This window comes from Perspicuibacillus lycopersici (assembly GCF_025660475.1).
Lineage (GTDB): Bacteria > Bacillota > Bacilli > Bacillales > Caldibacillaceae > Perspicuibacillus > Perspicuibacillus lycopersici.
The window spans coordinates 36,460-54,440 of sequence record NZ_JAOUSF010000003.1 but is presented as its reverse complement, the minus strand read 5'-3'; the positions used below and the strand labels follow the sequence as shown (position 1 = coordinate 54,440).

Here is a 17,981-nt window from a genome sequence, read left to right as displayed (position 1 = left end):
AGGCGGGTATATTTTAGTCTGCGGTCTACTGACAAATAACAACAAATCAATAAGTAAAAGGGCAAGCAATTATATGTTTTTTTGCTTGCCCTTTTATTCGTGTGAAAAATTATTTTGCATAGAAATTTTCTGTATAGTATGGATGTGCTTCAGAATTAAACGCTACACCTACTCCTAAATACTCAAAATCCTTTTGTAAAATATTTTCTCGATGACCTAATGAATTCATTAAACCTTCATGGGCAAAAATACTACTAAATTGGCCATAAGCTAAATTTTCTCCTGCAAGAAGGAAGAAGATATTATCATCCTTCATTCGGTCAAATGGCGACTTACCCTCTAGGTTTGTATGGTCGAAATAATTATTTACTGCCATATCCTCACTATGCTTCCTTGCAGTTGCGCGGACATGCTCATCCCAGGTTAAGACAGATAAACCATGCTCCACACGTGCAGCATTCGTCAAATCAAATAACTGATATTCAAATCCTTCAATCAATGAATCACTAGCCTTCGTATAAAAATCCTGTTTTTGTTCCTCTAATTCTTCACTAATCAATTGAATGGCAGATACCGAATTATTTTCATGCTTATCATAAAAAATAGTAATATAACTATTATTTTTGGAGAACATATCATAGTCACGATCTTCAGGGAGCTCATACATTACAAACCCTTTACGAATTTCTTGTAAAGGTTCTCCCATTGTTGCTATTACGTTATCTTTTGTGGATTTTCCAATTGTAATACCATTTGTAGACGATACCAATGCTTGATTCGTATATAGTCCTGCTACGTGATCCTTTTCGTCATACATAACCATAAAAAAGTTCTTATAGTTATCATGATACGTATCCCAATCGACACCATATTCATTTAAAGAGGAACGGTCTGGTTTCCCAAATTGTTTGATGACACTTTCTTTTGTATCACCTAATTCAATATTAGAAACAGAAAAAATTTGCGTTGTCGGTGTTTCTAAATTCAATTTCTCAATTTTAGCATTGTTTGTATTTTGCTCTTCACCATTATTAGTGAAACGATCAAAGGTTTGATTAATCGTTTGAACAACATCGGCAATAGTATTCATAATTGCCTCAGTATCTATATGGTCTTTAATAGTAGCTATACCGGATTGAATATGATCAAGGAAAGAGGTCGCATTTTCAGAATTTGTTGAGCTAGCATTTCCAGCGCCAGAAAAAAATAATACAAATATCGCTGCCAGTAATAATAATTTTCGCAAAAATACCTCGACTCCTTTCTAACAACAGTTTAACCATTGAAATAGAAAATAAGACACCACTATAAACTGAATGAATTTTTTCTTCCTATTATACAGTAATCAAACAGCAGAAAAAAATGAAAGAACTTTTTCATTTGAGATGTCCATACATGTAAATATCCGTGTACGGGCATACTAGCATTAAATTGGTAACATAGGAGGTTTTATGAAGTGGAAAAAAATACGCATGAATTTGTAGAGGAAATCCATTCAAAGCAAAAGAAAGACATGAAAAATAAACAGCATCAAGGGGATAATAATCCTTCAAAAAAATTGCCGAATAAACAACATTAATAAAAAAATTATAGAGACTCTTCTTTCAGGAAATATATATCCGATAAAGAAGAGTCTCTATAGTTTTGTTTTATGCAGTGATTTCCTTTTTCGCTGCTTTTTTCTTTTCAGATGGTTTTTCTTTTGGCACTAATTTTTCCTTCTTCAATCCTTTAAACAGTGATGCAGCCATTAATAATATGATAATAGTAAATGGTAGGGCAGATACAAGGGAAGCGGTTTGTAATCCAGTAAATCCACTTGTTACAAGTAAAACCATTGCGATTGAACTCATCAATACTCCCCAAACGACTCGTATTATTTTTGGAGGATTTAAACTACCACGTGACGTCATACTGCTTAGTATATAAGTAGCAGAATCAGCAGATGTAATTAAAAACGTAAAGATGAGAATGATCGCCATTACTGAAAGGATACTGGAAAATGGCAGGCTATCGAACATTGTAAAAATAGCACTCGTAATATCGTTATTTACTGCACCTGCGATATTTGCTCCTTCAAAAAGATCCATGTACAATGCAGTTCCACCAAAAATTGCAAACCAGAGAAAGGAAATTATCGATGGAGCTACTAATACACCGAGAACAAATTCTCGAATGGTTCTTCCGCGGGAAATTCTAGCGATAAAGGAACCGACAAATGGACTCCAGGCAATTGTCCAAGCCCAATAAAAAATCGTCCAATCATGAACCCAAGTATTTCCAGTATATGGCGTCATTCGAAAAGTATAATTGATAAAATTGGATAAGTAATCACCAATGCCTAATGTAAAGGTTTCTAAAATAAACACCGTTGGTCCAGTAAAAAATACAAATACCATGAGGCCGATAGCAATAAGCATATTAATATTACTTAGCCACTTAATTCCTTTATTTAAACCAGATGATGAAGAAAGGATAAATAATACAGTCATTACCGCAATAATGGCAAGTTGGACACCAGTTCCCATCGGAATTCCAAATACCGAATGTAATCCGCCATTTGTTTGCAATATTCCCATACCTAGTGATGTTGCAACTCCCATAACGGTAGCAACAACCGCAAGAATATTAATCGTATTTAGTATTGGTTTGGAATTTCGCTTTTTCTTTAAAATTGGTTGAATGGAAGTAGAAATTAATCCATTTTTTTGTTTGCGAAATTGAAAATATGCCATCACTAACCCGACAATCGCATATATTCCCCAAATGCTTACCCCATAATGAAAAAAAGTATAGCCGATTGCAGTTCTTGCAGCTTGTTCAGATAATGGTTCAATGGTTTCAAAAGGAGGGAGGAAAAAATGGCTCATCGGTTCACCAACTCCATAAAACACTAGGCCAATCCCAAGTCCACAGGAAAATAACATGGAGATCCAAGTAAAAATGGAGTAATCAGGTTTTTGCTTATCGCCGCCTAAGCGTATTTTTCCAAATTTGCTAAAGGCTAACGAAAATAGAAAAACTACAATAAATGCGACCGCCATTAAATAAAACCAACCAAAAGAATTCGTAGTGAATTCGTATACGGCACTGGCTCCATTAGAAAATGCTGTCGGGAACAATACCCCAATTACTACAAAGAAGGCAACGGTAATAGCAGAAATACAAAATACGATATTCAATTTATTTTTAATAAAATTCATCAACTCTTCCTTTCCGTGTGTTTGTTTGTTTTCGCAGTATTGAAAAAAGAATGTAAGCTATATAGATGACGAAGCTTAAAGAACCGAACGGGTCGACTATCTATATACAGTTTCGAAAGTATGAAGGGAAAAAAGGATAGACCTATCACGAGGTGTGTAGGTACAGTGGTTTTTAAATGTTAAGCACATAATTATTTTTCGTAATACCACAATCATGACGTCTCTTCACTATGGACTGTTCACAAGCTGCGAATACCTTGCGAGCCCTGAGCAGTATTAGTGTGATCAGTGATTATGAATATTGTCCTTTAATGGGAGTAACTCCTTCTTCTTGCAAAGAAGACATTGTGATAGTAGGAAAAATAATTCCTTCTATTAGCTTAACTAACCGAAAAGCATGCATAATTTTGAGAATTCTAGATTTTTAGATTGTTCACCTCCTATAGTTTCTTATGGTAACAAAAGATGGTATAGAATGCAAATATGCCGAAAAAATATCCCGAGGCTATTGTAAATTTACCACAAAAGGCAACGGGATAAACATGCTTTTTTATGTAATCGTTAATTTCTGGAACGAATGGGCATTATCGATAGTTTACGTTTGGTCCATTCTGTTGCTAATAAAGAAAAAATAAAAGCATCATAGGATTGTTGATTTTGATATAGGTAACCACGTAAATAACCTTCACGTTGGAACCCAAGTTTCTTTAATAAATTATTGGATGAATCATTTGCAGGAAATGTTACTGCACCAACTCGGAATAATAATAATTCCTCAAAAGCATAGGCTAAAACTGCTTTTACTGCTTCTGATGTATAACCTTTTCGCCAATAGTGGGGGTGTATTTCGTAGCCGATTTCGGCTTTTTTGCTCCACTTATTTAAATTATTTAAGCCAAGCGTTCCGATGAATTCATCGTTTTCTTTTAAAACAATACCCCAACGAATGCTTCTCTCACAATTGAAATTGGCAGCAAAGGATGCAATAATTTTAGCTGCATCTTCAAGGCTCATTAAACTATCCATACCATAATATTTTGTTACATCCTCTCTAGAAAGGATAGAAAAATAGGATTCAGTATGCTCCTTGCCAATTTCTACTAATCTTAATCTCTCTGTTTCGAGTACTGGGAAATCCATTTAACTTCCACCTCCATAAATTATTTTAAGGATCATGTGTAGCAGTTTTAATAGTTGTATTTCACAGTAGAGGCTATCCATTTCCTAGCACATTAAATAATCATAAATAGGAAGAATACAGCCTGTTCAAAAAACTTCATCATTTTTGAAATACCATTATTTATTACTTTAACAGATATTTTTAGCTCCGTAAGTTATTTCTTTTTCAACAAACAATTCGCACCCAATTTTTATAGAAATGGGTGAATGTCCATACGCTCTAGAGGAGAACTCATATACTATTAAGGAATAACGATTGGAGGTGTTTCTATGAGCGGTGCAGGATATGGTGGAGGTTTTGCATTGATTGTTGTATTGTTTATCCTACTTGTTATTGTAGGAGCTTCGTATATTGGTGGCGGATTATATTAAAAAAATGATTTAAGATCCTCAGTACATTTGAGGATCTTTTATTTTGTCACAATTTATTAGAAAAAAATTAAGGCTGCCGGTTTTTCGGCAGCCAATTGTACAATTCATACATTTTGTTCAGTCGAGAACTGTATCTCGAATTTTCATTTGTTCATATTGTTTATTCGTTTTTATTAGAGCCAAGAAGCTCCAACGATGATTAACAGGATGAATAACACCACAATTAATACAAATGCGCTTCCACCTGCAAATCCACCAGCAACTGGTGCTCCATATCCATATCCATAGCTAGGATAACCATATCCACATCCATGACCACAGCTCATTAAACATTCCTCCTTCTATATATTTAATTCACAAATTACCAAACAAAGGCTGCTCCAACAATAATTAAAAGGATAAACAATACAACAATTAGAGCAAATCCTCCGCCGTGTCCAATGCCTACTCCACTCACTAGAAAAACACCTCCTAGGTCATTTGTTATTACTATATGAAGAAAGAACAAAATTGGGATGGACATTATCCCAATTTTGATAAGATTCTTTAAAAAAAATGACAAATGCCCAATATAGGAGAGTTTTTTTGGTGATGTTAAATTCAACCGAACCAATTATTTTTTAATAAAGGATGAAAATTGCTTGATTAATGGATTTAATTCTCCAACAAGCTTATTCGCTTGATTTATTGATTTGGTAATTTTATCAATGTCCCATTGACCATCCTCGTTTTTGAAAAAACTAATGAAAGGTGTCGCCGTAGGATGCTGGGAGCGGCTGTTAAATGGTGAATATGGTTGTCTTCTTGGTGGTCTGCCATTGAAATAAAACATGGTAAAATTCCTCCTTTCTGAATATTTGACCATTGAAATGGAGAATGTTAATTTTGCTATACTATATTCTTTTTTCTCCTATGTGATTAGGACATTTTTCCATTGAAAAGAAAATTTTGTCTTTTATTGTTGATTGGATGATAGTGGTGTGGGATTTTGTGATTTTATGTATGAAATTCATTTTAAGCACTAAACTATGACAGTATAAAAAATAGGAAAAGTATATTTGGACAAAGAAATATATAGTGGCTGAGAAACAATGGAGTGTGAACGATTCGAAAAGTTAACAGGGGGCGTTTCATTGGATAATCTCATTATTCATCATCAAGTGATTGAAAAAAATGGCGAAACAACAATTTTACTATATGTTAATCCTCAACTTACAGAATTCTCTTCTGAATTAGGGACACCAGAAACGAATAAAAGCAAAAGCTTTGAAAAGCATATTCGCGAGTATATCAAAAAAAATCTTAAAGCTACAAAGGCTAATTCCATAAAAGTTCTACTTGGCTCGATGGTACTATCCCAATTAGTTTTTCCCTCTATTTCTCCAAAACAAGTGGAGGCAGCGGAGTTTAATATGTCTTATTTATTTTTTGGCTCCACTTCACAGCAAATTAATTTTGTGGATCAAACACAGAAGGCAGTCGATACTGTGTCGCCTAGTTATTTTGATATCAATGCTGATGGTACATTAGATATATCAAACCAATTTAGTCCAACGTTTATTAACGAAATGAAAGCACGGAATGTAAAGATTACGCCGTTTTTAAGTAATCATTGGGACCGCAATGTCGGAAGGGCTGCGCTACAAAATCGCGAACTATTATCCACTCAAATTGCCGATACAATCATCAAGTATGATTTGGACGGTGTGAATATTGATATAGAAAATGTAACTGAAGTAGATCGTGCAAATTACACAGATTTAGTAAGACTTATAAATGAAAAGCTTCCTGCCGATAAAGAGGTTTCGGTTGCAGTTGCAGCAAATCCATATGGTTGGACACAAGGATGGCATGGATCCTATGATTATAAAAAGCTTTCAGAGTACAGTGATTATTTAATGGTGATGGCTTATGATCAAAGCTATTATGGAGGAGATCCTGGGCCAGTTGCTAGCTATAATTGGGTAGAAAAAAGCATTCAATATGCAATTAATCAAGGAGTACCGCCAAATAAAATTGTACTGGGTATGCCATTTTATGGAAGATATTGGAATGATCAAGAGTCTGTTGGAGGTAATGGACTTTCTAGAAAAGAAGCAGAGACGTTAGTCAAAGATTTTAATGGAAAGATTACCTATGATGAAGCATCAAAATCTGTAAAAGCGACATTTACTATTAAGGAATCTGACCCGAAGCCACGGATATCCTCGCGAAATTTAACGGCGGGAAATTATACAGTATGGTATGAGGATGAAAGATCGATTCAAGCGAAAATTGATTTAGTCCATCAATATAATTTAAAGGGAACTGGTAGTTGGGCGTTAGGGCAAGAAAATCCCGCAATGTGGAATAGCTATGATTTATGGCTAGAGGGAACACCATTTCGTGATATTAATACCCATTGGGCAAAAAATGATATTATTGAAATCAATAATAAAGGCTGGATGGTGGGTGTAGATAACAATGTATTTGGTCCAGAACAAAAACTAACGAGAGCACAAGCAGCGGTAATTATTGCGCGAGCATTAGAGCTGGATCCTGTAACGAGTACAACTACTGGCTTTCAGGATGTCAATTCATCACATTGGGCGAGTAAAGAAATTGCAACCGTTCGTCAATACGGTTTAATGGCAGGGGTGGAAGAAGGTAAGTTTGCACCGGATGAACCATTGACACGTGAACAATTTGCTGTAATATTGGACCGGATTTTAGTAGAAAAAGGGGCAATATCCGAGGATGTAGGAAAGAGCGCATCCACATTCACAGATGTTGCTGCTAACCGTTGGTCAAAGGAATCGATTGTTCGGATGAATCAGTTAGGTATTGTTAAAGGAATGAAAGTAAATGAATTTCAACCTACCGGAGAATTAACACGTGCCCAAATGGCGACAATGATGAATCGAGCATCTAGTTTTTTGGAAAGTTAATTTCAGATTTACATGTAGGTAGGAAATTTTTATTTAAAGCGTTGTTGATTCAACGCTTTATTTTAGTTTACGATAAACGAATAATGGGTATAAAATGGAATTATAGGAGTTTGTTAAAGGGGGAGGAAATATAAAGTGGAAGTTAATACTAATTCGACTGATAAATTAAAGAAATATTTCCAAATTAATAGTGAGAAATTCGAAGAAACATTATTATCCGAAGCAATCAATGTTCGAGACAAAATTGATGAAATATTAAGAATTGGAAATATCGACTTAGTAAATAATGCACATAAATTAATTGGATATATTATTGAAGGTCTTGACCAAGAATTACTAGCATTTGCAAAACAAGAAGGTATTGCTTGGGCAACCCATTCAATCCCGTTGTCCTTCAAGCTAGAATGGATACACGCAATCCGGAGAACTTTATGGGATTTAATTAAAAATTTTGATGAACTTACCGAAAAAAATATAAAAGAAGAATTTTTTCGTTTAGAAAAACAAATAAACACGAGAGTAGATGTATTTTTAAATGCATTTTTTATTAATTATTCTACATATAAGGACACATTGATTACGAAACAAAAGGAATTGGTGGAAAATCTCTCTGTACCAATCATTCCAATCAACCCTTCGATTTGTATTTTACCGTTAATTGGATCCATGGATTCCTTTCGAGTGGAAATAATCGAAGAAAAGGTATTATCTGAAATAGGGAAGCTTCGAATTGATACGTTGATTATGGATCTTTCTGGAATTGCCGACATGGAGGAGGATGTAATCTTTGGATTAATGAAGATTATTGATAGTATTTCGTTAATGGGCTGTAAGGTAGTGATTACTGGATTCCGAAAGGACTTAGTAAAGAATATTACGAAATTAGGCATTAAATTTAGCCCGCAGACACATACATTAGGGACATTACAGCAAGCGTTACATACGTATTTATTACCAGGATTTGCTTATTCTTCCTTATCTAGTAAATAGAGAGCACTGAATAAAATATGTACCACATTTATGGGCTCGATTCCTCTACGGAATCGGGTTTTTCTTTTTCTTTTTTGTTGTTTAACAGGACAAAGAGGGAAGAAAAATGAAAAAATAATTCTATTTTACAATTATGTAGTTTATTATGGAATTATATAAATATTTATAAATCGAAATCAAATGGAAAATATAGGCTGTATTTGTATATATTGTTGCTTTTTGTAATTAGTCCGCATACTGAATACATTCCGCTTTCTTGTGGAATTCTACGTCAGTCTGCGTAGCAGTTTTTTTATTTATCAACAACGAATAAATACAAGTTAACTCATGATAGCATGGAAAAGGAAGGTAGTTTATGTCTGAAGAAAATATTACGAGAATTCATTTGAATGATAAAGAATACATATTAATCGGTACTGCCCATGTTTCCAAAAATAGTGCGGAGCTCGTAAAAGAAGTAATAGAGCGGGAGCAGCCGGATGCTGTTTGTATTGAATTGGATCAACAACGCTATCAATCCATTACAGAAGGAAATAAATGGAAGGATACCGACATTTTTAAAATAATTAAAGAAAAGCGAGCAACACTTCTTCTCATTAATCTAGCATTATCTTCCTTCCAAAAACGGATGGCAAATCAATTTGATATTAATCCAGGACAGGAAATGATCCAAGGAATTGAATCTGCAAAAGAGGCAGGAGCAAAGCTTGTCCTTGCAGATCGAAATATCCAAACTACTTTTGCACGTGTTTGGGGAAACTTAGGCTTTAAAGGTAAATCAACATTGCTTACACAAATTGTTGCTAGTATTTTTAGTAAAGAGGAAATTACTGAAGAAGAGCTCGAAAAAATGAAATCGAAAGATACAATAAATGCGATGCTTCAGGAATTCACCGATTATTTTCCTGATTTGAAAAAACCTTTAATTGATGAACGGGATCAATATTTAGCGCAAAAAATTAAAACTGCACCTGGTAAAAAAATTGTAGCTGTATTAGGTGCAGCCCATGTTCCAGGAATAACGAAGCAAATTGAAGTTAATCATGATTTGAAAAAGCTAACGGAAATACCGCCGAAATCAAAAGCGCCAAAAATAATAGGTTGGTCGATTCCAGTCATTATTTTTGCGATAATTTTATATACGTTTTTGGCAAATCCTAGTGCAGGATTGCATCAAACATTAAGCTGGATACTTTGGCACGGCTCCCTTTCTGCGATAGGTGCAGCCCTTGCAATGGGACATCCTTTAACCATACTAACAGCATTTATCGCAGCACCAATCACCTCTGTGAATCCGGTGCTGGCATCGGGCTGGTTTGCTGGAATTGTCCAAGCATGGATTCGAAAGCCAAGTGTACGTGATTTTGAAAGACTTTCCGAGGATGTTACGAGTGTGAAAGGCTTTTGGAATAACAAAGTGACTAGAATCCTTTTAATCGTGATTTTATCAAATCTTGGTAGTTCGATTGGGACATTTATTGGTGGAGCGGACGTCGTTCGCGTGTTCTTTAAAAATTTATAGTTTAAATGAAAAGCCCGAATCCTTGTTCATATGGATTACGGGCTTTCTTCCTTATTGCATGGCATTTAAAGGTATTTTCCAAACATCTTGTGCTGTATCTTTGATTAATCGAAACTGTGCCAAATTTCCAAAACTAGGAAAGGAAATCAATACTTCTGTATTTGATAAGTAAATTTCACGAAAGGAATCTAGTGTTGTTAATTGCTTATAAAAATTTTGCTCGTTTTCTTTCATTTCCGGAGTAGGTGCCCAGAACGGATCATGAAAATAGGTTTCTTCGTCTGGTGTACCGTAAGCATCTCCTTTAATTAACAAGCTATATTTTACTTTTTCATCTTCTAATGATAGCGCGTGTGCATAAATCTGGAATACTTCGAAAGGTAATAGCCCTTTGAGTAGTGAATCATTATAAGAAGATGCATACTGATCATATATTGTCAGCAATTTTTCGGAAAGCTCAATTGTCGTTTCATATGTTCTTTGATTCCTTGATGTAATCCCCAACTCTATAGTTGTTTGATCAGCGGTAATGATATACGTAATGGCTGCAATATCTACGGAAATATCTTGGATTGATTGGACGGCTTCCGTAAATTCAAGGGGAAGATTATATGTTAATTGCAATGCTTTCATATCATCGAATGTAAACAAGAGATTTTTATCAAAATCAGCTTCCTCTAACGGAAAGTCTGCAAGTGATTTTGGATTTGGCGTGAACCAACAATTGTTTTGTGTCGTAAAAATATCTCCTGTAATCATACTTTGTCCTTCAAAGGAAATAATAGTTTCCTTCTCTTGATGTGTAATATCAACTACTTGAAAAGCACCGATCGTATCGCCAATTGTAATTGATTTCTCATCAAACGTTAGAAATATGTTATCTTCCTTCATCAATTTTGTATATGGATTGATTTGCTCTGTTCTATCTGAATCGTTACTTGGTCCGGCTGATTGCTTATTCCATTCAACTGGAAATAATTGCTCCTTCATATATAGTATGCCAATGATGATTAGGCAGGAAAAAACTAGGATAGATAATGTTTTTGGAATGAGATATTGTTTTTTCCTTTTATAGGGTAGGGTACGTATTTTTCTTCGAACCGCTTGCCTATCCTTCTCCGTGAACGAAGTTGGAATCATTTGTTCTATTTGGCTATTGAGCTGCTTAAATTCATCCTTCACTGCTATCCCCTCTCTCACGTAAGATTTGTTTTAATTTATCACGACCACGGTCTAAACGAGTACGAACAGTTCCTTCTTTAACCATTAAGATGATACTTATTTCTTTTGTAGTCATTTCTTTGAAATAGTAAAGAATAACTACTTCGCGATATTTTACCGGTAAATCCATCAAGCAGTGTAATAATTCGTTTGCATCCTGTTTCTTCATCCATTCCAATTCCAATGTGTTTTCTATGCGTTTATCAGAATTGAGAGATAGACTAATTTTTTCTTTTAGCCTTTTATTACGGAATTGCCAGCTTCGCAAGTAATCTTTGCATTTATTAATAGCAATCGAATAAATCCAGCTTCGTAATGCAGATTTTCCTTTAAAGGTCGATAATTTCCGATACACTGTTACAAAAATTTCTTGCGTAATATCATCTGTATCTGCGGTATTTTGCACATAGGTGTATACTAATCTTTTTATTTCATCTCCAAAGCGGTCCATAATGACTTCAATTGCTTCATTTGGATCCATCTGCAGGATTTTCGCTTCATTCCATGAATTTGTATTGTTCTGTATTGAGTGGCCCACTCCATTTTCCTCCTTTCTCGGAAAAATCATAGGTAAGACGCTGTGATGGAGAAAATTGTTTCAATACTACTCAAAATTTTATTATATCATTAAAATGTTTTAAATTATTTAAAAACAGTTTGATTAATTATAAACGATAGTATAAAATGTTTATATATAATAAAACAAAAGGGAGAAATGTTTATTGATGGATAAGGATGAGCAATTTTGGAATGCGTCGGTAGAGGAATTAGCCAAAGGATATATTTATGAGGAAGAAAAATCGCGATTTGTTTGTTTAATGTGCCAGGAAAGCTTTTTGACTGGTGTGATTTATCCTTTTCAGCATTTATTATTAGAAGCAAAGCGTGCAATAGAAGCACATATAGAACTCGTACATCATTCGATGTTTGATTATCTAGTAAACTTAGACAAAAAATATACGGGCTTATCGGACCTTCAGAAGGAGTTAGTCATTAGCTTTAGAGAAGGACTTTCAGATAAAGATATTGTTTCTAAGATGGATGGCGGTAGTACATCGACGATAAGAAACCATCGATTTAAGCTAAAGGAAAAAGAAAAGCAGGCAAAAGTTTTTCTTGCGTTAATGTCATTATTAAAGGATGAAAAAGAAATAGGAATGAATGAATTTATCCAAATTCATAAGGGGGCTAAAATGGTGGATGATCGTTATGCAATTACGAAAGAAGAAAAGGAAAAAGTATTAGCAACATATTTTAAAAATGGTTTGGATGGGGGGCTTCATACATTCCCAAGTAAAGAAAAACGGAAAATCATTATCCTTCAGCATATTTTACAATCATTTGAACCAAATCGAATCTATACCGAACGGGAAGTGAATGAAATTTTAAAGAAATTTTATCAAGATTTTGTTACGATTCGCCGTGCATTAATTGAGTACGGATTTATGGAACGAAGCAATGATGGATCCGGTTATTGGTTAAAGGGGTAAGGGAAGGGAGTCTTCATATGGAAGTAGAATTAACGAGATTCCGGATAAAATCTGGAAAAGAAAAAAAGGTTGATGAGTGGCTTCATTTTTTAAACGAAAATATGGCAGAGGTTTTACTAACATTAGCAGATGAAAAAATGTATGTAGAGACGATTTTTCGCGAGCAGCTTGGTAAGCATCAATATTTGTATTGGTATTCGGTACAAGGTGCGAACGGTCAGGCAGTGGAAGAATCGAAGCATTGGGTGGATCAAAAGCATCTAGAATATTGGCAGGAATGTATTGATACCGATTATGTACCAGTAGATTTACAAACGGAGGTTGTCATGATACAGGAGACATTTCGTCAACAGATGAAATGAGTAGGACGGGAGAGGATTTTTTTGGAAAAGGTATTTGTTTATGGGACATTACGAATAAATGAAGCGAATTCCAGTTTCATGGAAGGTTCAAATTTGTTAGCAGCACAATGCTGGACATATGGGGAATTGCATGATACCGGTAATGGGTATCCAGTGATGAAGGATAGTTTAAAAAGAAAAACATATGGTGAGCTGTATGAAGTAACAAAGGAAAAGCTGGTGCAATTAGATGAATTAGAGGACTATGTTAAAAATCGAGAAACGAATTTATTTGTTCGAGAGCTCCGAACAATATATACTGACATAGGTACATATGAGGCTTTTGTTTATATTGTCGGTGACCAACTACAAACAATAAACAATATAATAGAAATCAATGATTGGCGGGTTTATCGATATTTACAGACAACAGAAAATCTTGCGTATTTTGCCTATGGTTCTTGTATGGACGATAATCGATTCCAGCTTGCAGGTGTTGCTCATTATTTTAAAAAGATAATTGGAACAGGTGTACTTTCTGGATACAGCTTGCGATTTTCCAGACCGACCGATGATGGAGGAAAAGCTGATTTGGTAGAGGATGGAGAAGGTTATGCAGAAGGTGTAATATACGAGGTTTCGAAAGAAGCAATCACATACCTCTACAAACGAGAAGGGGTTAATTCCGGGATGTATCGTCCAGCGGTTATCGAAGTGGAGCAAAAGGATAAAAGCATTCAGACAGTACTAACATTTCTCGTTGTCGAAAAAGAGGCAGAATCTGCGCCGTCAGAAGTTTATGCGACGGAAATTCTACGCGGCGGAAAACGACATTTATCCGAACAATATTATCGGCAATTAGAACATAACATTCAAAAGTTGCAGGAAAAGGCAAGATTTTAACAAATTTAATAGGTAGTAAATCTTAGGTAGATTATGCAATCTGCGATTGTTTATATTTATTATAGTTCCATGATATCCTTGTCTGTTGTTTCCATCGTATTCAATAGTCTGTAAACAAGTATTTGGATTAAAAGAAACATGAATATTTGCTATATTCACTGTAATAGATTTATAGAATAATACAATGCAAACAATCGATATTAGAAAAATAAAAAATAGTTAGGATGATTTTTGTGCAAAATAGCGATATTACGTATTCCGTTAATGAAAAGGTTACTGCCGAAGCGGTTGCTACAGTTTACAAAAAAGCGGGTCTTCGACGTCCGGTCGATGATTTAGACAGAATTGGCCGGATGCTCGATCATGCAGATATCGTGATTACTGCTTGGAGTGGTGATCAATTAGTTGGCGTTGCACGTGCAATTACCGATTATAGTTATTGTTGTTATTTGTCAGATTTAGCGGTAGATCCTGATTTTCAACAGCAAGGAATTGGGAAAAATTTAATCCAACAATTACAGCAACAAATTGGAGAAGAAGTATCATTAATTCTATTAGCATCAGCAGTTGCAATGGATTACTATCCACATATCGGCTTTGAAAAATTGAATAATAGCTATGCAATCGGAAGGAAAAGATAATATAATAGATTGTTATTTTACAAGAAACTAAAGAAGGGCAACTAAAATGAACGAAAACACTAGGTTTTATTCACCAGTTCAATCTAGTGTTTCTTATTTGTCCACAAGGAAGCTTTCGTATGTATCATTTTGAATTTGCTTTAACAACAGGATTTCCATTTGAATCTAACAATGGGGTTAACCCACCAGCATATCCATCCCAACTAAACAAATAATGAACCCCAGTTACTTTATCTCTATATATTTTACAGCCTGATAAAGTTCCTTCTTTATGAATAACCTCAAACCTATTCGTCGAATCTCCTTTAAACATTCATGCTTCCTCCATTAATATAACCAATTATCGTTAGGTGCTATTTCATTCGTTAAACCCGTATGATCAACTTTAAGGGAAAATTACCATTGAATGAAGACAATGTTAATACTCTAGCTTGTTTCCAATACGCAAGGAATAGGTAGAAATCGTTCCAACTGGTAATTCCAAAACGGAAACCGCATTTTTTTTCGGGAGAATTACAGTCCATGGCTTCACATTTTCCTTTTGATAGACAATCTGATCATTATTATCTAAAAAGACCGCATCAATGGCTATATACATAAAAAACATATGAATGGAATTGCAAGGTGTTAACAGAATTCCTTCTGCATTCAATGGTTTTTTGCGAAACATTAATCCTCTCAGCCTTTTGGAAAAGGTATGATACATATGGATTTTGATTGGAATTTGCTCTATGTATGCATCTTTGAAAACTCTCAAATGACTATCACCTACTTGTTTCCATTGTTTGGAAAAACATGAAATAATTTGCGATTGTCGAATAGATAATGTCCATGATAATATCAATTTGTAAAGCAACGACAACATAAAAAAGAAATACTGCCGTTGATTACAACGATATGTTAAGGGCAAACCAAAAGAAATTTTGGGACGCAAAACTATAGGGGCTTCATCTAAATTAGATATGCCAGCCAGTTGCCGAAAATAGTGATCACTACATACTATTCTTCGGGAAATAGTATTTTTTTATGCACTAAAACAAAAAACAAAAAAAGGTGGTCACATATAATGAACCAAGTAAAAAGATTTTTTAAAGAAGAAGAAGGACAAGGAATGACTGAATACGGTCTTATTTTAGGAGTAATTGCAATCGGTGCTATCGTAGCATTCACTGCATTCGGAGATTCTTTAATTGCAAAAGTTAACGAAGTAAAAGACTCTGTATTCAAAACAGGTACAGATACAACAACTCCTTAATAATTGATTTCTACTATATATTAATGCTGTTTCTAGAAGAGTGTCGTAAAAACAATTTAAACAAATAAACGTTACAACAGATACAAAAATCCTACTTTCATTCAAATGACTATTTGGAAGTAGGATTTTTTTACGAGGTGAAGAAAATGACGACGATTATATTACTAATTGCCTTGTCGATTTCCTTATGTACTGACATTAAAAACCGAAAAATATTAAATATCGTAACATTACCAGCAATGCTATTAGGTTTAGCTGCACATACGTTTACTGCAGGCTTGGAAGGCTTTTTGTTTAGCTTCTATGGGATTTTAACAGGTTTTGCATTGCTAGTTATCCCGTACGCATTAAAAGGTATGGCTGCAGGTGATGTGAAATTATTAATGGCAATTGGTGCATTAAAAGGTTCAGCATTTGTAATCGGATCGTTTTTGTATATTGCGATTATTGGTGGAATCATTGCACTTATTATTCTCATGGTGAAAAAAGATTTACTCGCCACGCTCAAACGAATGATATTCTCAGCAAAAATTCGCACATTAAGTGGATTAAGCACACATGAGCTACATCATGCATTCCCATATGGTGTGGCAATCGTATTAGGGACAATTAGCTTTTATGGAGTTGGACCGATATGGTGAAATCGCAAAAGGGGCAAGCGACAGTTGAACTTGCAATATCTTTAACATTACTTATGTTCATCTTATTTGCCATCATTGATTTCGGTCGAATGTTTCATGTCTACTTAACATTAGATAATGCGAGTAGGGAAGCGGCAAGAGCAGCCGTCGTCGGACAAGCAGATATAGATATCATTCAAGTAGTCAATAAAACGTCGACAACATTGGATTCAACAAAGATTAACGTGTCTATATCACCATCAAAAGCGAGCAGAACGAGAGGAACCTATGCAACAGTCGAATTGACTTATCCATTTTCGTTTTCCGTTCCTATCTTTAATAAAATTTTACCAGAAACCATTGATATAAAAGCAAAGACAGTTATGAGGGTGGAATAGGGATGAAATCCATTTTACAAAGAGAAGATGGTGCCATTACATTATTAACCGTGTTTGCCATGGTTGTAATGCTAGCTTTAATGGCACTTGTTATTGATATAGGCTCTCTTTACTTAGAAAAATCGAAAATGCAAAACATAGCAGATGCTGCAACATTGGCAGGTATACAAGAAATGCCGAATGATTATGAACAAGCAAAAACGGAGATTAAGAAAACGATTCAAGCAAATGGTGGAAATCCAGACGAGTATACGATTTCTACCAATGATAATTTTACAAGAATTGATGTTGCAGGTTCAAAAATAGGTACATTATTTTTTGCAAAAGCATTAGGTATTTCAGAACCAACGATTCAAGCGATGGCTAGAGCAGAATTACTACCATTAACTACTGGAAAAGGTGCAATTCCTTTAGGGATTCAGCCAAACATGGACTTCACGTTTGGCACGTTTATGAAGATTAAAGTTAGTGATTCTGCCAGTGGGAACTTTGGAGCCATTGCATTAACAGGTCCTGGTGCAAAAAATTATGAAACAGATTTAACGAATGGCTATCAATTTGATTTATCGGTCGGAACGATATTAAATACAGAAACAGGGAAAATGGCAGGACCGACAGAGCGCGCTGTTAATGCAAGGATTGCGAAATGTCCGAATGCTACCTATTTGGACTATCCGACAAATTGTTCAAGAGTTGTACTTGTACCAATATTTGAACCGGTATCTATTAATCAAAACCAAATTAAGCAAGTGAAGGTTGTTGGATTTGCCTCTTTCTTTTTAGAAAACGCATCATCCACTAGTTCTGGTGCGGAAGTATCGGGACGATTTATAAGTGTTGCAATGGTAGGGGAATCATCATCTGAACAAACGAATTATGGTACCTATTCGATTAAACTAACGAAATAAGGAAGGGCATG

At 34.9% G+C, this 17,981-nt stretch carries 22 protein-coding genes, 1 pseudogene and 1 riboswitch; of the genes and pseudogenes, 13 read left to right on the top strand and 10 right to left on the bottom strand.

All coding sequences use genetic code 11. The features are described 5' to 3' along the window. Positions 1-109 precede the first annotated feature (109 nt). Entirely contained in the window at positions 110-1,246 is a 1,137-nt protein-coding gene (locus tag OEV98_RS08270) for a CAP domain-containing protein (RefSeq protein WP_263072792.1), read from the bottom strand. A gap of 210 nt (positions 1,247-1,456) precedes the next feature. On the opposite strand from OEV98_RS08270, the gene OEV98_RS08265 reads away from it, so the two are divergent. After that, complete coding sequence (locus tag OEV98_RS08265) at positions 1,457-1,579, top strand: DUF4023 domain-containing protein (RefSeq protein ID WP_263072791.1); 123 nt, start codon at positions 1,457-1,459, stop codon at positions 1,577-1,579. Positions 1,580-1,649: 70 nt separating this feature from the next. Here the strand turns inward: OEV98_RS08265 and OEV98_RS08260 are convergent, their stop codons facing one another. Together OEV98_RS08260 and OEV98_RS08255 are read right to left on the bottom strand one after the other, a co-directional pair. Further along, entirely contained in the window at positions 1,650-3,203 is a 1,554-nt protein-coding gene (locus OEV98_RS08260) for a BCCT family transporter (RefSeq protein WP_263072790.1), read from the bottom strand. Positions 3,204-3,764: 561 nt separating this feature from the next. After that, positions 3,765-4,343 (bottom strand): GNAT family N-acetyltransferase, encoded by a 579-nt coding sequence (locus tag OEV98_RS08255; protein ID WP_263072789.1) that lies wholly within the window; start codon positions 4,341-4,343, stop codon positions 3,765-3,767. 309 nt (positions 4,344-4,652) lie between these two features. On the opposite strand from OEV98_RS08255, the gene OEV98_RS08250 reads away from it, so the two are divergent. Continuing rightward, positions 4,653-4,754, top strand: a complete 102-nt coding sequence (locus OEV98_RS08250; RefSeq protein ID WP_263072788.1) for a YjcZ family sporulation protein — start codon at positions 4,653-4,655, stop codon at positions 4,752-4,754. Positions 4,755-4,927: 173 nt separating this feature from the next. Here OEV98_RS08250 and OEV98_RS17820 read toward each other — a convergent pair. The 3 genes and pseudogenes from OEV98_RS17820 to OEV98_RS08235 form a co-directional block, all read right to left on the bottom strand. After that, positions 4,928-5,005: pseudogene (locus tag OEV98_RS17820) on the bottom strand (YjcZ family sporulation protein); the annotation flags it as partial. 110 nt (positions 5,006-5,115) lie between these two features. After that, complete coding sequence (locus OEV98_RS08240; RefSeq protein ID WP_263072786.1) at positions 5,116-5,211, bottom strand: YjcZ family sporulation protein; 96 nt, start codon at positions 5,209-5,211, stop codon at positions 5,116-5,118. Between the two features lie 156 nt (positions 5,212-5,367). Beyond that, positions 5,368-5,586, bottom strand: coding sequence for a YppG family protein (locus OEV98_RS08235; protein WP_263072785.1), 219 nt, complete (start codon positions 5,584-5,586; stop codon positions 5,368-5,370). A gap of 301 nt (positions 5,587-5,887) precedes the next feature. On the opposite strand from OEV98_RS08235, the gene OEV98_RS08230 reads away from it, so the two are divergent. The 3 genes from OEV98_RS08230 to OEV98_RS08220 all read left to right on the top strand — a co-directional run bounded on the left by OEV98_RS08230 (position 5,888) and on the right by OEV98_RS08220 (position 10,193). After that, a complete protein-coding gene (locus tag OEV98_RS08230; protein ID WP_263072784.1) occupies positions 5,888-7,681 on the top strand; it encodes a glycosyl hydrolase family 18 protein in 1,794 nt (597 codons plus the stop codon). Positions 7,682-7,816: 135 nt separating this feature from the next. Beyond that, entirely contained in the window at positions 7,817-8,671 is an 855-nt protein-coding gene (locus OEV98_RS08225) for an STAS domain-containing protein (protein ID WP_263072783.1), read from the top strand. A gap of 355 nt (positions 8,672-9,026) precedes the next feature. After that, positions 9,027-10,193 carry a TraB/GumN family protein gene (locus OEV98_RS08220; RefSeq protein ID WP_263072782.1) on the top strand — a complete coding sequence of 389 codons (1,167 nt, stop codon included), beginning with the start codon at positions 9,027-9,029 and terminating at the stop codon, positions 10,191-10,193. A 51-nt stretch (positions 10,194-10,244) separates the two neighbouring features. On the opposite strand, the gene OEV98_RS08215 is transcribed toward OEV98_RS08220, so the two are convergent. Both OEV98_RS08215 and OEV98_RS08210 read right to left on the bottom strand, forming a co-directional pair. Next, positions 10,245-11,375, bottom strand: coding sequence for a hypothetical protein (locus OEV98_RS08215; RefSeq protein WP_263072781.1), 1,131 nt, complete (start codon positions 11,373-11,375; stop codon positions 10,245-10,247). Then, positions 11,365-11,952: a sigma-70 family RNA polymerase sigma factor gene (locus OEV98_RS08210; protein ID WP_263072780.1), complete on the bottom strand. Its 588-nt coding sequence runs from the start codon at positions 11,950-11,952 to the stop codon at positions 11,365-11,367. The genes OEV98_RS08215 and OEV98_RS08210 overlap by 11 nt, the downstream gene beginning before the upstream one ends. A 184-nt stretch (positions 11,953-12,136) precedes the next feature. Between OEV98_RS08210 and OEV98_RS08205 the strand changes: the two genes are divergently transcribed. From OEV98_RS08205 to OEV98_RS08190, 4 genes are all read left to right on the top strand, one after another. Beyond that, the gene (locus OEV98_RS08205; RefSeq protein ID WP_263072779.1) at positions 12,137-12,904 is read left to right on the top strand and encodes a DUF2087 domain-containing protein; all 768 of its coding nucleotides are present in this window, start codon (positions 12,137-12,139) and stop codon (positions 12,902-12,904) included. Positions 12,905-12,921: 17 nt separating this feature from the next. Next, positions 12,922-13,266: a DUF6176 family protein gene (locus tag OEV98_RS08200; RefSeq protein ID WP_263072778.1), complete on the top strand. Its 345-nt coding sequence runs from the start codon at positions 12,922-12,924 to the stop codon at positions 13,264-13,266. Between the two features lie 21 nt (positions 13,267-13,287). Next, entirely contained in the window at positions 13,288-14,148 is an 861-nt protein-coding gene (locus tag OEV98_RS08195) for a gamma-glutamylcyclotransferase (RefSeq protein WP_263072777.1), read from the top strand. A gap of 224 nt (positions 14,149-14,372) precedes the next feature. Next, positions 14,373-14,789, top strand: coding sequence for a GNAT family N-acetyltransferase (locus OEV98_RS08190; RefSeq protein WP_407676499.1), 417 nt, complete (start codon positions 14,373-14,375; stop codon positions 14,787-14,789). A 124-nt stretch (positions 14,790-14,913) separates the two neighbouring features. On the opposite strand, the gene OEV98_RS08185 is transcribed toward OEV98_RS08190, so the two are convergent. Both OEV98_RS08185 and OEV98_RS08180 read right to left on the bottom strand, forming a co-directional pair. Further along, positions 14,914-15,102 carry a DUF6440 family protein gene (locus tag OEV98_RS08185; protein WP_263072775.1) on the bottom strand — a complete coding sequence of 63 codons (189 nt, stop codon included), beginning with the start codon at positions 15,100-15,102 and terminating at the stop codon, positions 14,914-14,916. Positions 15,103-15,207: 105 nt separating this feature from the next. Next, the gene (locus OEV98_RS08180) at positions 15,208-15,546 is read right to left on the bottom strand and encodes a DUF192 domain-containing protein (protein ID WP_263072774.1); all 339 of its coding nucleotides are present in this window, start codon (positions 15,544-15,546) and stop codon (positions 15,208-15,210) included. A 138-nt stretch (positions 15,547-15,684) separates the two neighbouring features. After that, positions 15,685-15,770, top strand: a riboswitch (cyclic di-GMP riboswitch). An 85-nt stretch (positions 15,771-15,855) separates the two neighbouring features. On the opposite strand from OEV98_RS08180, the gene OEV98_RS08175 reads away from it, so the two are divergent. From OEV98_RS08175 to OEV98_RS08160, 4 genes are all read left to right on the top strand, one after another. Then, on the top strand, positions 15,856-16,044 hold the full coding sequence (locus OEV98_RS08175; RefSeq protein ID WP_263072773.1) for a Flp family type IVb pilin: 189 nt from the start codon (positions 15,856-15,858) through the stop codon (positions 16,042-16,044). 146 nt (positions 16,045-16,190) lie between these two features. Next, positions 16,191-16,685 carry an A24 family peptidase gene (locus OEV98_RS08170; protein ID WP_263072772.1) on the top strand — a complete coding sequence of 165 codons (495 nt, stop codon included), beginning with the start codon at positions 16,191-16,193 and terminating at the stop codon, positions 16,683-16,685. Then, entirely contained in the window at positions 16,679-17,062 is a 384-nt protein-coding gene (locus OEV98_RS08165; RefSeq protein WP_263072771.1) for a TadE family protein, read from the top strand. The genes OEV98_RS08170 and OEV98_RS08165 overlap by 7 nt, the downstream gene beginning before the upstream one ends. 2 nt (positions 17,063-17,064) lie before the next feature. Further along, complete coding sequence (locus OEV98_RS08160) at positions 17,065-17,970, top strand: TadE/TadG family type IV pilus assembly protein (RefSeq protein ID WP_263072770.1); 906 nt, start codon at positions 17,065-17,067, stop codon at positions 17,968-17,970. Positions 17,971-17,981: the final 11 nt, after the last annotated feature.

Coding starts and splice junctions, on each gene's coding strand:
- OEV98_RS08260 (WP_263072790.1), bottom strand. CDS start 3,203: ATGAATTTTATTAAAAATAAATTGAATATCGTATTTTGTATTTCTGCT.
- OEV98_RS08200 (WP_263072778.1), top strand. CDS start 12,922: ATGGAAGTAGAATTAACGAGATTCCGGATAAAATCTGGAAAAGAAAAA.
- OEV98_RS08170 (WP_263072772.1), top strand. CDS start 16,191: ATGACGACGATTATATTACTAATTGCCTTGTCGATTTCCTTATGTACT.
- OEV98_RS08175 (WP_263072773.1), top strand. CDS start 15,856: ATGAACCAAGTAAAAAGATTTTTTAAAGAAGAAGAAGGACAAGGAATG.
- OEV98_RS08190 (WP_407676499.1), top strand. CDS start 14,373: ATGATTTTTGTGCAAAATAGCGATATTACGTATTCCGTTAATGAAAAG.
- OEV98_RS08255 (WP_263072789.1), bottom strand. CDS start 4,343: ATGGATTTCCCAGTACTCGAAACAGAGAGATTAAGATTAGTAGAAATT.
- OEV98_RS08250 (WP_263072788.1), top strand. CDS start 4,653: ATGAGCGGTGCAGGATATGGTGGAGGTTTTGCATTGATTGTTGTATTG.
- OEV98_RS08235 (WP_263072785.1), bottom strand. CDS start 5,586: ATGTTTTATTTCAATGGCAGACCACCAAGAAGACAACCATATTCACCA.
- OEV98_RS08165 (WP_263072771.1), top strand. CDS start 16,679: ATGGTGAAATCGCAAAAGGGGCAAGCGACAGTTGAACTTGCAATATCT.
- OEV98_RS08220 (WP_263072782.1), top strand. CDS start 9,027: ATGTCTGAAGAAAATATTACGAGAATTCATTTGAATGATAAAGAATAC.
- OEV98_RS08185 (WP_263072775.1), bottom strand. CDS start 15,102: ATGTTTAAAGGAGATTCGACGAATAGGTTTGAGGTTATTCATAAAGAA.
- OEV98_RS08160 (WP_263072770.1), top strand. CDS start 17,065: ATGAAATCCATTTTACAAAGAGAAGATGGTGCCATTACATTATTAACC.